Raw genomic sequence first — 14,896 nt, 5'->3', positions numbered from 1 at the left:
TAATGAAGTCGCAATCGTCCTCCTATACATCAAGTAGTAAAGGATCAGACGATAATTCAGATATTAAGAAATTATTCTTCGATTTTGTTGCCATCTGGCCCGTGGTTCTTCTATTGGTTGTGGCTTTTCTTGGGGTAGCCTACTATATCAATCAAACTACTACACCAGCTTATCAGGTGCAAGCAACCATTGTGATCAAGCAGGATAAAAATGCTGCTTCCAAAGAGTTATTTGAAAGCATTGGCTTGAAAACAACATCCGATAATATGGAGAACGAGATCTCCATAATGAGATCATTCACTCTTGCTTATAATACACTTAAGCAGCTTGATTTCAATGTAGAGTATTACCGGGAGGGTGTATGGCGTAAAGTAGAGATCTATAATTCATTGCCATATAAATTGGAAGTAGACTGGAATCACCCACAGCTGATTGAAGGAGAGTTTTATGTTGATTTTGTTAATCCTCATGAATTTAAGATCTCTTTTAAAAAGTCTGCCTTTGCTCTGTACAATCCAGCGTCCCCCGATCAGAAGAGCGGGGCATTAGTACCTAAAGAGTTGAAAGGAAAGTTCAGGTTAAACAGCTGGATCGAGGGGAAGAATTACCGTTTTAGGATGATCAAGGCTGAAAATCCCGGAGCTAAACTGCAGAATTTCTCTTTTAAGTTGAGGTCTAATTACAATCTTGCTGTCTCTTATAGCAGAGCTCTAAAAGTTGAGCCGCAAAAGAAGGAGTCAACTATTCTTGCCCTCAGCCTGGAGAGTTCTATGGTTGAGAAAGGTAAAAAATATTTGAATAAAATAATTGAGGCTTATCAAGACCGCGAGTTAATTAATAAGAACAGAACGGCAACTAATACTGCCGAGTTCATCAACATCCAGTTGAAAAGCATTCAGGATTCATTGATGTACTTTGAGGATCAGTTGCAGAGGTACCGGTCGGATAATCAAAGTTTCGATGTTGGAGCTCAGAGTAATCTCGCTCTAACCCGGCTTGCCTCTCTGGAGGATGAGAAGTCAAAGATCAGCTTGAAGCTTAAATATTATCAAAACGTTCTAGGCTACCTGCAAAAAGAAGAGATCAACCAGCTTACAGTGCCTTCTTCTGTAGGTATAGAAGAAACAGTACTTGACCAGCTGATTAATGAGTTGATCAACATTCAGAATGACCGGTTGAGGTTAAATCAGTTCTTGTCTGATGATAACCGGACACTGAAGGATCTTAACTTTCGCTATACTACTGTTTTGAATACACTCAAAGAAAGTATAAGACGCGCCTATGAAACGTCAAAACTGTCTTATAATGATGTTGAGAAGCGGATTGCTAATATGAGTGGGGATTTGAATCGAATGCCTAAAGTTGAGCGGAACCTGCTAAGTATTAAAAGGCAATTTTCTATCAGCGAAAACATTTATACTTACTTGTTGCAGAAAAGGGATGAGGCCGAGATCAGCAGGGCAAGTAATATTCCTTCCAGTGAGGTTCTTGATCTTGCCAGACCAATGGGAGGAATGATAACGCCGAAGCCTTTAAGGAATTACAGTGTAGCTTTTTCGCTGGCGCTAATCCTGCCTCTGCTGTTTTTGTTTATCCGTAATATATTCGACAATAAAATTTATGATTCAAAGCTTCTGGAGCAGAAACTTAAGGTGCCGCTAGTTGGCAGTATTGGCAGAAGCAGGAAGAATGTTAATAATATTGTTTTTGAACAGCCTAAGTCTTTTGTGAGTGAAAACTTCAGAAATATAAGGGCAAGTGTTCCCTTTCTGCACTCGGGCGATTCAAGCCTGGTGATAGCATTCACAAGTAGCGTATCAGGAGAAGGTAAGACCTTTTGTTCAATTAATACTGCTGCTATTTATGCACTTGGAGGAAAGAAAACATTGTTAGTGGGTCTTGATCTTCGCAGGCCAAAGATCGCCAATGATTTCAACTTAATTAACGATCGCGGTGTTAGTAATTATCTGAGTAAGCCGTGTGACTTAGGAAGGATCATAAAAGAATCTGGTCGTGAGAATTTAGATATCCTGCTTTCGGGCCCAGTTCCTCCAAACCCAGCGGAGTTGATCGGTAGCGCTAATTTTTCAGCTATGATGCAGGAATTGAGGATGCACTATGATGTTATTATCCTTGATTGCCCCCCGTCTGGTCTCGTGTCCGAAACGATCGATATTTTTGGTGAATCAGACTTAACCTTCTTTATTTTCCGTCATCAGTTCTCCGATTGGGATGCAGTTGATAATATTAATGATCTGGTTGAAAAAGGTTTAATAAAGAAAACTTATGCAATATACAATGATCTGAAGTTGTCAATAGACTATGGATATGGTTACGGTTATATTTATGGGGATGAAGAAAATAAGCCGTCCTTAGTTCGAAGGCTAAAGGAGAAGATCCCTTTTGTAAGTTGATTGGATTGTTGTGAATAATATTATGATGAATACTTCTATAAAAAATTTTGACCTGACACCTCTTGAACAGTCAAAAATCGCAGTGATTGGTTTGGGTTATGTAGGTTTGCCTTTGGCCGTAGCCTTGGCAGAGAGATACAAAGTTGTAGGTTTTGACATTAACAGTAAACGAGCCGAAGAACTGCTTGCTGGCCATGATTCGACCCTTGAAGTAAGTGATGCTGACTTGGAAGCCGTTTTGTTTCCTTCTGCAGAGCGGTTGAATGCCAAAGAGTTTGGATTTGTTCCTACTATTAATCCTGAGGATATTTCTTCATGCAATATTTTCATAGTAACTGTACCCACTCCAACTGATAAACATAATCGTCCGGTACTCACCCCTATGCTTAAGGCTAGCGAAACAGTTGGGCGCGTTTTGAAAAAAGGAGATGTGGTAATTTATGAAAGTACTGTTTATCCAGGTGTTACGGAAGATGAGTGCGTACCCGTATTAGAGAAAGTTTCTGGCCTGAAATTTAATGTTGATTTTTATGCAGGTTATTCTCCTGAAAGGATAAATCCTGGGGATAAAGAACATACAGTTACCAAAATTCTTAAAGTAACTTCTGGAAGTACTCCGGAGGTGGCAGATTACATCGATGCAATGTATCGCTCGGTAATTACTGCAGGAACTTTCAAAGCTTCAAGTATCAAGGTTGCAGAAGCTGCCAAAGTGATCGAGAATTCACAGAGAGATATTAACATTGCTTTTGTTAACGAACTATCAAAGATCTTTAATCTGCTTGAAATTGATACCCATGAGGTTTTAGCTGCAGCGGGTACTAAATGGAATTTCCTTCCTTTTAAACCAGGTTTAGTTGGTGGGCATTGTATTGGTGTGGATCCCTATTACCTTGCACAGAAAGCACAGGAAGTAGGTTACCATCCGGAGATCATTCTTGCCGGAAGAAGGCTGAACGACAGTATGGGACGTCATGTAGCCATGGAGCTGATCAAGTGCATGATGCGTAAGAATATCAAAGTGATTGATTCAAAAGTTCTGGTATTAGGCTTTACATTTAAAGAAAACTGCCCTGATATTCGCAATACAAAAGTTATTTCCATTATTGATGAATTACATTCATTTGATGTAGCTGTTGATATTTATGATCCATGGGCTAGTCAGGCTGAGGTTAAGCACGAGTATGGATTGAACATTCTTCCTCCTGATCAGCTTCCTAATCTTGCCGATTATGCAGGAATTGTACTTGCTGTATCTCACAAACAGTTTGCAGGGCTGGATATTCGCAAGAGTGATAATTGCGTGGTTTACGATGTGAAGGGTATTCTAAATAAGGAGCTAGTTGACGCAAGGTTATAATAGCTTTATCAAGAATTACCTTTTAGGTTTTTAATTTAGAACTCTATGTTTTGTAATCCAGTACTCAATACTTGTAAAGCGTATTGGATTACTTTTAGATAAATATTTTGTCCTCGGTTTCAGCGTGAGGGGATTTTGTGTGGTTATGGAAAGAAATCAGTCGGTCGACACATTAAGGACTATTGCAACCTTATTAGTTTTATTGTTACATGCTTCTGCCAACTACGTTATTCAGCGTAAGGCCGCAGGAGTTTATGATTCGGTTTTTTGGACAGGGAATATTATAGATTCTTTCTGTCGGCTTGCAGTTCCGATTTTTGTTATGATTAGCGGGCGTTTTTTGCTTGGACGATCGGAGTCATTTGCTATTTCTTATAAAAAACGGGCAGTGCGTGTGCTTATTCCTCTAATCGTTTGGTGCTTGATTTACCTCATCTATAGACTAGTGTTCCTGGGCAATAGCAATTTGTCACTACCAACACTATTTAAGCTTATTCAGCCTTTCTATCATTTATGGTATCTTTTTATGATTTTGGGTCTCTATGTCATTACTCCTGTTTTAAATTTGTGTATTGAACAAATTTCTCGAAGGAGTTTATACTACGTCGCGTTTGCATTTTTGTTGATAGGAATGTTTTTGACAGCCTACGATTTGAAACTGGGTAATAAGCCGTTTTTTATTTTATGGTTTATCAATTACCTCGGCTATTTTCTTCTGGGATATCTCCTTGTTGGAGCGAGAAAAGTTTCATTGTTTATATTGATTATAGGCTACCTTGTATCGTCTCTACTAATAGCAGTACTTTCTTACTACACCGCCTCGCGGTTAAATCACTTGTATTTTTATGAATATCTCTCCCCTTTAGTAGTTATAGGAGCTTTAAGCTTCTATAAGATTTTTTGCCAGCTAACGATATCTAAGAATATATTGTCTAACATAGCACATCTAACCTTTGGAGTGTATTTGACACATGCAGGAATATTGGACTTATTTAACAGGATTTTGAAAAGCAGAAATCTTAATTTCTTAGATGATCCTCTCATTGGTATTCCTGTTAAGTTCGTGATCGTGCTGGCGGTATCACTTTTCGTCTCTGCCGCCATTTATAAGAGTAGAATGTTGAGAAAGATTATTTAGCATTGGATGTCGAATGCAGATAATTAATCCAAAGAGCACAAATTTTTGATTCCTTAAACTCTGCTGAGGTGGTAGGAGTGTTATTAGCAATTCGTAATCGTTGCTGATCATTTAATGCAAGTGTTGATAGCCTTGTTGCAAACTCTTTTACGTTAAAGGGAGGTATTAAATATCCGTTATGATCATTAGTGATTAGTCTTTGCGGGCCTCCTTCTATTGCGAATGCAATTGCCGGTAATTTATAATCGAATCCCTCTACGATTACCAATCCAAATGATTCTGATCTTGAAGTAAGGATTAAAATATCGCTATTGGCATATTCTTGTTCAATTGCATCAGTTTTTCCTTTTACAATAACAAAGCCTTGGTCGATATAATCTTTCATTTTTATCAGAAATTCTGCTTTCTGATCTCCTTCCCCGATAATCAGGAATCTCGATTTTGAGTCTTTTAATAAATGATGAGATTCTATAATTATTTCCATTAAAAGGTCTATACCCTTCTCAGCACTAAACCTGGTCACGCAAATGATCTGTTTAACGCCCATTTCTTGTTTCCCAAAGCCTTGACGCATAGCTACAACATTAGGAATGCAGGTTGCATGTATCTTATCCTCCAGATATTGTTTGACATCATACTCTGTCTGACAAACTACTCCTGATAAAGATCTGTACAGGTATTTTCTGACAAGTTGGAATGCTTTGCTCGGGAAGCTATAAAGGACATGTTCCCAAGCTATGATGTTGTAAGCTTTGCTTAAGGGAGCTAAAGTGAAGGAAATATAAAAATTGCAAGAGATAATAAAATCAGGAGAAATTTCTTCAAGTGTTTTTTTTAATTGACCATAGTAGCGGAAAACCTCGGAAGGATTTTTTATATCAATATTCAAGGATTCTTGTTCAATTCTATTATCTACAGCAAACAAAGGTTTCCTTTTCTGTGGGCGAATAGAAATTATAGTGATCTGGAAATCCGTATAAGTAATGAGTGCGTTGGCTAAGTTGATTGTTGCTCTCTCTGTCCCGTTTGAAGCCTGAAGAGAAACTACCAGGAATACTAGTTTTTGTGCCACAATACCTTAAAATTATGTCCTCATCAAATGTAGTTAACATAGAAGAAAAACAGGCATAAGTAAAGTGTTTGAGGAATTTGAATACTCTTTAGATCTCTTCTATAGAGGAAAATAAATTATACCTACTGGAAAAACTGTATTTTTGTGGCATATAAGGGGAATTGTAAATAATGCTATCCAGCGATTTGCAATTATTTTTTCATGCAGAATTTGTCGACATTGAGCTAAAGACATTGAAGCCATTGTACAAATAACTGTAACTGGAAGAGAAATGCTTCGTAAGATGCAGAAATGGGTTTAACAAATAACTCTGAGTTTCTAACAAATATTTAGCCATCAATATATAGTATAATTGAGGACTGTGTTTTTGCGATCTAAAGCAATAGCCAATTAAATGCAATAATCTTTGGCTGAAGTTGAATTACTATAGAATTGAAGAAAAGACGTGAATACATCAACGATAAATAATACCAGGGTGCTGGTAACCGGTGGGGCCGGTTTTATAGGCTCAAATCTGTGTGAGGTTTTACTAGCGCAGGGGAACGAGGTGATCTGCCTGGATAATTTTTCTAACGGTCACCGTAGTAATATTGAGCCATTCCTGCCAAATCCAAAGTTCAAATTAATTGAGGGGGATATCAGAAACTATGAAGACTGCCAGGAAGCGGTGAAAGGGTGCAAATATGTGCTTCATCAGGCTGCCCTTGGTTCTGTACCCAGAAGTATCAAAGACCCCATGACGAGTACAGATGTTAACATTGGGGGCTTCGTTAAAATGTTGCATGCTTCCGTTGAAGCAGGAGTAAAGCGCTTTGTATATGCGGCCAGTTCATCAACGTATGGCGATCATCCTGATCTCCCAAAGACAGAGCATAAAATTGGTAAGTCGCTGAGTCCTTATGCAATAACAAAGTTTGTCGATGAACTATTTGCAGAGAACTTTTCAAAGATCTATGGAATTGAAACAGTGGGCTTAAGGTACTTCAATGTCTTTGGGCGCAACCAGGATCCATTTGGTGCTTACGCAGCTGTTATTCCAAAGTTTGTTATTCAACTCCTTAAACTTGAAAGTCCGGTAATTAATGGAGACGGGGGTTATAGCAGGGATTTTACCTACATTGATAATGTCCTGCTGGCTAATCAACTCGCTGCGGTTACTGATACCGAACTTATTCGCGAGCGTCAGAAATCATACTACTCATCAATTGGCGAGAGCATACCGGCCGAAGAGCAAGCCTTGTCTGAAGTATTTAACGTGGCTTGTGGCGGTAATATAAGTTTAAGAGCTTTATTTGATATACTCAAAAGTAATTTAAGCAGCTTCGATGCACGTATCAGTGAGGTTGAGGCTACCTATGGGCCCGAAAGGTCGGGGGATATCCCTCATTCCCAAGCCTCTATTGAAAAAGGAAGGCAACTTTTTGATTATCAACCCGTATATACTGCTGATGAAGGTTTAGAGCTGGCTGCGAGCTGGTATTGGAACAACTACCGCGACTTACAAGAGCAAAACTCTGTCAGCTAGTTACTAAACATCACATTTATCTAATACAAAACGTCTTGGAAGCCATAAAGAATCTGTTCAGGAAGAACTTTACTAACTTCACTTATTTCTACCGACATTTAAGAGGAAGAATCTTCGTGTCTTTAATGCTCAATATCACCGTTGGCGTTCTGGATGGCTTTGGTCTTGCCATGTTCCTGCCTTTGTTGCAGATGGTGGATGGTAAAATGAAGATGGGTGAGGCTTCGGGAGGAAATATAGGGTTTATCGTAGATTTGCTAAATCGCTTCGGAATTGAGCTCACTTTACTAAAAGTACTACTGATTATAGTACTATTCTTTGCTGCTAAGGGTCTGGTACAATATACTCAAGCTGTTTACTCTGCTACACTTCTGCAAAGCTTTATAAAAAGGATCCGGATAAGAAATATTGCTAACCTTACCGGTCTGGATTACAAGTATTTCATCACGTCGGACGTTGGCAGGATACAAAACACCCTCACAGGGGAAGTGGACAGGGTATCACGTGCCTATCAAACCTATTTCAATTCTTTTCAGAGCGGAGTAATGGTTATAGTATATATGACCTTTGCCTTCTTCGTAGATTGGAAATTTGCGATAATGGTTAGTATGGGAGGAATGTCAACCAACTTTATTTACCGGACAATCTATAAGAACACGAAAGGCTCGTCGAAAAAGGTTACACGGGAGTCGAATATATTCCAGGGGCTTATTATCCAGGCTGTTGCTAATTTTAAATATCTCAAAGCGACGGGTCGTCTGAAATATTACAGCAAAAAGCTCGAACACCAGGTAAATAATATAGAACATAACAATTTGAAGATTGGGGTCTCCAATGCTGTTATGGCATCGACCCGTGAACCACTCATCATTTTCGTTGTTTCAGCGGTGATCTTTCTTCAAACTACTTTGATCGGATCTCCACTATCTGTAATACTGATTAGCTTGTTATTCTTTTATCGTGCACTTAATGCACTGATGATCTTGCAAACGTCCTGGAACACTTTTCTTGGCTTGTCTGGATCCTTAAGCAATATGACATCTTTCACCGAAGAACTGCAGAACCATCAGGAGAAGAATGCTAAGGTTCAGCTGAAGAAGTTCGAGTCGGAGATTCTGTTGAAGGACGTAAGTTTTAGCTACGATAAGCAAAGGATCTTATCGGATATCAATTTGAGGATTGTAAAAAATGAAACTTTGGCCTTTGTGGGCGAAAGCGGCAGTGGTAAAACAACACTTATCAATCTTCTGAGTGGCTTGTTTCCACCTACAGAAGGGCAGATGATTATAGACGGGGTTACCCGGGAAGATCTGGATGTTGGAAGTTATCAGAACCGTATAGGTTACATTACTCAGGATCCGGTCGTTTTTAATGATACGATCTATAATAATGTTACTCTTTGGGCAGAGAAGAATGCTGAGAACTTAACGCGATTTCATGAAGCCTGCCAGAAGGCTGCTATAGCCGGCTTTATTGCATCGTTGTCAGAAAAGGAAGAGACGGAGTTAGGTAATAATGGAATCAATTTAAGTGGAGGACAAAAACAGCGTATATCAATTGCGCGTGAGCTTTTTAAGGAAATTGATATTCTGATCCTCGATGAGGCTACTTCTGCACTTGATTCAAGCACAGAGAGTGAGATTCAGGAAAATCTTGAACAGTTGAAAGGAAGCTTCACCATCCTCGTAATAGCACATCGTCTGTCTACTGTTAAAAATGCGGATAATATAGTGTTCCTGCGGTCAGGTAAAATTCTTAGGATGGATACTTTCGAAGGGCTTACTGAAAGTCTGCCGGATTTTAAGAATATGGTGGATTTACAGGAAATAGGTTAATTAAATGAATCTCTATCGTTTTCTTTACGGTATTTATTTCCTGCAGTTCAGGAACAAAACAATTGATCGTTTATTTACTCGCGTAATTATACGGCTATCCAATGTTATTCTGCCTTTTTGTTTCCGTCTCTCATCTGGGAACAAATTTAATAGTATTGACAACAAGAAAAAGCAAGATGAAAACTTGCTGATAGTTTCTCTCACAACCTTTCCTGCAAGAATCGGTAAGGTTTGGATGACGATAGAATCGATTTTGAGACAGGAAACCAAGCCAGATAAAATTATTCTTTGGTTGTTTGAAGGTGAATTTGATGGTAAAAGGTCCTTGCCGGAAGAGCTTTTAGCATTAGAGAACCGTGGCTTGGAAATTAGGTTTTGTACAGATAATTTAATGCCACATAAAAAGTACTATTATACTTTATCTGAATTTTCGAATGCCAGAATTGTGACTATAGATGATGATATGTTGTATCCTCCAAACCTCTTAACGCTCCTGTTAAAGCATCATAATAATTTCCCAACTGCCATTTGTTGCGCAATTAGCAGGAAGATCAAGGTTAGAAATGGCTTGCTAATGCCGTATAAAGAGTGGAAGTATCTGCACAAAAATTCCTTACCTGGTTATTCAAACCTGATCATGGGAGGGGGTGGGACTTTATTTCCTGCCGGCTCTTTACCAGACCAAGTACTGGACAAAGAGGGGATCATTAAGCACTCATTGCGTACGGACGACCTTTGGCTTAAGATTATGAGCCTTAAAGCGAATACAAAAGTGCTAAGTCTTGCCGGAGAATTTCCACGTTTTTTTATTCCAATTTTATCAAAGAAGAACTTCCGCCTGGCGGATAGTAATATCGGCGACGGGCAAAACGACAAGATCTTTGCTCATTTAGTAAGTGAGTTCGATATAAATATTGAAAAGTTAAATGAAAACTAAAGGGTTAAATATCACCATCATCGCAGGTGCCAGGCCAAACTTCATGAAGGTTGCTCCAATTATTCATGCTATTAAGAAGGCTGGACAGGAAGGTGCTGCAATTAGCTATCGTCTTGTTCATACCGGGCAGCATTATGACTCGAAGATGAGTGATACTTTTTTTCAGGAGCTTAATATTCCCCATCCTGATGCACATTTAGGTGCAGGGGGAGGTACGCAGGCAGAGCAAACTGCAGCAATTATGATTGCTTTTGAAAAGGAGCTTTTAGCTAATCCTGCCGATTTGGTAATGGTGGTAGGTGACGTGACAAGCACTATGGCTTGTAGCATTGTAGCCAAAAAGCTGAACACTAAGGTAGCTCACGTAGAAGCTGGTATCCGTTCCTTTGATCTGAGTATGCCTGAAGAAATTAATCGTATGGTAACTGATGCTATTACAGATTATTTCTTTACAACCAGTACCTGGGCAGGTGCGAATTTGAAAAAGGCAGGTATCCCAGCCGAACGCATATTTTTTGTAGGCAATGTGATGATTGATACTCTTCTGGCGAACCAGGACCGTTTTTCAAAGCCTGCCGTGTGGAATGAAATTGGATTAAAAGAGAAAGAATACCTTATGCTTACCCTTCACAGGCCAGGAAACGTAGATGAAGGTGAGAAGCTTAAGGTAATGATGAAAGAAATTATTGATGGAGCCAGGGGAATTCCTATTGTTTTCCCTATTCATCCACGTACAGCGAAGATCTTTTCAGACCTTAATATTAAAGCTGATAACCTTTATATAACCGATCCGATGGGGTATTTGGAGTTCAATTATTTAGTGCAAAAATGTAAAGCAGTAGTTACAGATTCGGGAGGGATTACAGAGGAGACTACTGTTTTAGGGGTGCCATGTTTAACGTTGAGGGAGAATACTGAACGACCTGAAACCTGCGAAATAGGTACCAATGAACTGATCGGCACCAGAACTGAGGCGATAAGGGCAGCATTGCAAAAACTATTTTCAGGCGATTGGAAAAAAGGTGCAATTCCGGAGAAATGGGATGGAAGTGCCGCAGAAAGGATTGTGTTGGAATTATTGAAATTGTGAGAATGGAAGCTAAGAAAATTCTTATTGTAAGCAGGACCTTTTACCCTGATAATTCACCGCGTTCATTCCGTACAACTGAATTAGCGAAGGAATTTGCTGCCAGCGGTAATGAAGTGACTGTTATTACGCCCCGCAAAGCTGGTATTCACGATGAGTTTGAGAAACAGCATAAGCTCCTTATTAAGGATTTAGGAAAAGCCAGCTGGAAACCTATACAGATAGCTCAATCGGGCGCGCAACGATTCATTACAAGAGCAGTAACAAGGTTAAGCAACCTTTTATTCCTCTTTCCAGAGATTGAAATGATGTTTATGGTGAATAAGGCCTTAAGAAATGAAATAGGGCAATATGACCTGATGATCACCATTGCAGCACCGCATACTGTGCATTGGGGAACGGCAATGGCAATTTCAGATAGGCATAAAGTTGCTAAAAAATGGATAGCTGATTGTGGGGATCCTTTTATGGGAGGTGAGAACGACACGTTCAAGCGGATGTTTTATTTTAAATATTTCGAGAAATGGTTCTGCAGAAAGGCGCATGCGATCACCGTCCCGATTTCCGATGCTATTACCGCTTATTACCCCGAGTTCAGAGAGAAAATACACGTAATTCCGCAAGGTTTTAGATTTGAAGATGTAAAGCTGATTGAGGGTACAGTGAGCAATGAAGTTCCTACCTTTGCTTATGCAGGAACATTGATACCTGGAATTCGTGATCCCCATGAATTCTTTGACTTCATCTGCAAGAGTGATTTCGAGTATCGCTTTTTCATTTATACGAAAAACGTAGAGCAGGTAAAGAAATACGAAGCCGCGTCAAAAGGAAGAATAATAGTAAAAGGTGCTATGCCCAGGCACGACTTATTGCAGGAGTTACAGAAAATGGATTTTGTTGTTAACTTCGAAAACAAAGGGCCTAAGCAGTCGCCGAGTAAACTTATTGATTATGCGATCATTAAAAAGCCAATACTATCTGTAAAAACATTCGGATTTAGCAGTGAGGCTTTTACAGAGTTTTTACAGGGGAACTATCGGAATCAGTTGATAATTCCGGATTCAGATCAGTATCGCATCCAAAATGTTTGCCGTAAGTTCTTAAACATAATCTAGAGTGAAAAAAGACCGTAAAGCTACCCTCTTAATATGGCTACTTTTTTTATTGTCGCCATTTCTAACTCTTCTGTATTCATTAAGGAATAATAAAACAGGTTGGGCTAAGAATATTTTGTGGGCCTTTATAGTTTTTTACGGTTTTAACTTCGTAATATCTGACGAAAAAATGGATGCCAACAGGTATGCAGACAATTTCGTAGCTCTCCATAATAAGGAAATCACCTTCGAAAACTTTTTAAGCAGTCTTCTTACTGACGAGGAGAGCAGCTTTCTGGATTTTGCCTGTCCTGTGATTCAATTTAGTGTATCTAGATTCACCGATAATCCTTCTGCTCTTTTTGGAGCTTTTGCTATTATATATGGTTTCTTTTACTCCCGGAACCTTTGGTTCCTGCTGGATAAAGTAGAAGGTAAACTTCCGTTGCTTTCAGTCGCAATTTTTTCAATTGTGGCTCTTTTAATGCCTTTTTGGTCTATAAATGGATTTCGGTTTTGGGCTGCTTCGCACATATTTCTTTACGGGCTGTTAAGATATTTGTATTGTGGAAGCAACCGGAAGGATTTGCTGGTGGCTTCGGTCGCAATCCTTTTTCACTTTTCCTTTATTATTCCTTTGTTTATCGTAATTGGATCTTCGGTAGTAAACGGCAACCTCAAAGTTCTGTTCTATCTTTTCCTGGCCTCATTTCTTGTAACCTCTTTTAATTTACAGCCATTGCAGGATTTTCTAATGAGATATTCTCCTGCAATATTTCAGAAGAAGCTACATACCTACGTGAATCAGGACTATGCTGATAGTATTGAAACGGCAAAGCAGTCAACCAAATGGTTCGTACTCATGCGCTCAGATTTTCTAAAGTATTTTGCGTTATTATTGGCTTCGCTGGTTTATTTCAGGTCCTCTGTGATCCTAAAGAAGAATTCAGTTTACCTGCCCGTTTTTGCTTTTATATTATTTTTTTCTTCCGTTACTAACATCATATCAATAATTCCATCAGTAGGGAGATTTCAAATGATCAGTTATTTTTTACTTTATGGATTTGTGTTCCTGCTCTTACAAAATTATTGGAGGGAGGTAAGGGCTATTAAACGTGCCGTTCTGGTATGCTTACCACTAATTGTATTTTTTGTGGTGTTTCAGTTCAGACTAGGTTTCCAAACGATCAATGTGTTAACTTTTATCGGGAATCCTTTTGTCTGTATAGTTGATCCAGGGATGGCTATGATTGATTTTATTAAAAAATAAGGTAAGTACTAGCAGGCATATAACATAAAATGATTAGTAAGTTAAAAAAACGGATCTCTGATAGTCTTCTAAGCTACCGCGGTTGGAAAACGAACAGGAAGATTGTTGTTATTGAGTCTGATGACTGGGGTGCTATCAGGATGCCATCTTCGGAGGTATATAACGCTTTGCTCAAGGAGAATATAAGAGTAGATAAATGCGCATATAGTAAATTTGATTCACTTGAAAGCGTAGAGGATTTATCAGAACTTTTTAATGTACTCTCAAAATACAAGGATAAGCATGATAGTCCCGCAGTAATTACTGCGAATTTTATAATGACCAATCCTGACTTTAGGAGAATGAAGCAGGACAACCCCTCAACTTATAAGAATGAGTTATTCACCGAAACCTATAAAAGCTACGAAGGACGCGAAGGTTCTTTAGAGCTGGTTCTTGAGGGGGGTAGAGAAGGGTTATTAAAAGCCCAATGCCATGGTAGAGAGCACGTGAATGTTTTAAGATGGCTGAAGTTTCTGAATAGTGGCTCAAGAGAAACAATGCTGGCTTTCAATCACAATCTATTTGGGTTGAGCCAGACCATTACAAGCGAAGACAGAGGCAGCTTCATGGCTGCGTATGATTATAAGGATGAGAGTGAGAAGAGCAACTATCAGCAAATAGTATCAGAAGCATTAGAACTCTTTCACAAGACTTTTAACTACCATTCATCTTCTTTCATAGCACCTAACTATTGCTGGGATGATGATGTTGAACTTGGCCTGTTCAGAAATGATGTGCGGATCATTCAATCCGGCAGGGTACAAGTGAGACCTTCTTTTTCCGGTAAAGCGTATGTTAAACATTATACTGGTGAAAGAAATAAACTGGGGCAGGTTTATACGGTGCGCAATTGTCATTTCGAACCGTCGCTAAGAAAGAACAGGGCTTCAGCAATAGACAGTTGCCTTAAGGAAATGGAGACTGCTTTTTTCTGGAAGACTCCGGCTATTGTGTGTTCACACCGCTTAAATTATATTGGATCAATAGATCCTGATAATAGAGCTGAGAATTTATTGCTTCTGAATACCCTTCTGACTCAGATCGTTAGGAAATGGCCTGAGGTCGAATTTATGTCTTCGGATCAATTGGGTCGTTTAATCTTATCAGACATACAGCAATAAA

11 protein-coding genes are annotated in these 14,896 nt (G+C 39.1%); 10 read left to right on the top strand and 1 reads right to left on the bottom strand.

Annotated elements, in window-relative coordinates:
- Positions 1–2: 2 nt before the first annotated feature.
- From J4N25_RS21415 to J4N25_RS21405, 3 genes are all read left to right on the top strand, one after another.
- Positions 3–2,414 carry a GumC family protein gene (locus tag J4N25_RS21415; RefSeq protein ID WP_207423857.1) on the top strand — a complete coding sequence of 804 codons (2,412 nt, stop codon included), beginning with the start codon at positions 3–5 and terminating at the stop codon, positions 2,412–2,414.
- Between the two features lie 22 nt (positions 2,415–2,436).
- A complete protein-coding gene (locus tag J4N25_RS21410) occupies positions 2,437–3,774 on the top strand; it encodes a nucleotide sugar dehydrogenase (RefSeq protein ID WP_304622445.1) in 1,338 nt (445 codons plus the stop codon).
- Positions 3,775–3,919: 145 nt separating this feature from the next.
- Positions 3,920–4,912 (top strand): acyltransferase, encoded by a 993-nt coding sequence (locus J4N25_RS21405; protein WP_207423856.1) that lies wholly within the window; start codon positions 3,920–3,922, stop codon positions 4,910–4,912.
- On the opposite strand, the gene J4N25_RS21400 is transcribed toward J4N25_RS21405, so the two are convergent.
- Complete coding sequence (locus J4N25_RS21400) at positions 4,905–5,984, bottom strand: glycosyltransferase (protein ID WP_207423855.1); 1,080 nt, start codon at positions 5,982–5,984, stop codon at positions 4,905–4,907. The genes J4N25_RS21405 and J4N25_RS21400 overlap by 8 nt on opposite strands.
- A 445-nt stretch (positions 5,985–6,429) precedes the next feature.
- On the opposite strand from J4N25_RS21400, the gene J4N25_RS21395 reads away from it, so the two are divergent.
- From J4N25_RS21395 to J4N25_RS21365, 7 genes are read left to right on the top strand one after another with little or no spacing between them, the layout of a single operon-like run.
- Positions 6,430–7,509, top strand: coding sequence for an SDR family oxidoreductase (locus J4N25_RS21395; protein ID WP_207423854.1), 1,080 nt, complete (start codon positions 6,430–6,432; stop codon positions 7,507–7,509).
- Positions 7,510–7,544: 35 nt separating this feature from the next.
- Entirely contained in the window at positions 7,545–9,344 is a 1,800-nt protein-coding gene (locus J4N25_RS21390; RefSeq protein ID WP_207423853.1) for an ABC transporter ATP-binding protein, read from the top strand.
- A gap of 4 nt (positions 9,345–9,348) precedes the next feature.
- Positions 9,349–10,281: a glycosyltransferase gene (locus J4N25_RS21385; protein ID WP_207423852.1), complete on the top strand. Its 933-nt coding sequence runs from the start codon at positions 9,349–9,351 to the stop codon at positions 10,279–10,281.
- Positions 10,271–11,371, top strand: a complete 1,101-nt coding sequence (gene wecB, locus J4N25_RS21380; protein ID WP_207423851.1) for a non-hydrolyzing UDP-N-acetylglucosamine 2-epimerase — start codon at positions 10,271–10,273, stop codon at positions 11,369–11,371. The genes J4N25_RS21385 and wecB overlap by 11 nt, the downstream gene beginning before the upstream one ends.
- Positions 11,372–11,373: 2 nt before the next feature.
- On the top strand, positions 11,374–12,483 hold the full coding sequence (locus J4N25_RS21375) for a glycosyltransferase (RefSeq protein WP_207423850.1): 1,110 nt from the start codon (positions 11,374–11,376) through the stop codon (positions 12,481–12,483).
- 1 nt (position 12,484) lies between these two features.
- On the top strand, positions 12,485–13,732 hold the full coding sequence (locus J4N25_RS21370; protein ID WP_207423849.1) for an EpsG family protein: 1,248 nt from the start codon (positions 12,485–12,487) through the stop codon (positions 13,730–13,732).
- A 29-nt stretch (positions 13,733–13,761) separates the two neighbouring features.
- Positions 13,762–14,895, top strand: a complete 1,134-nt coding sequence (locus J4N25_RS21365; protein WP_207423848.1) for a hypothetical protein — start codon at positions 13,762–13,764, stop codon at positions 14,893–14,895.
- Position 14,896 lies beyond the last annotated feature (1 nt).

The organism is Desertivirga brevis (assembly GCF_017355835.1).
The sequence above is the reverse complement of the archived record's forward strand: the minus strand, read 5'-3'. Positions and strand labels throughout refer to the sequence as shown.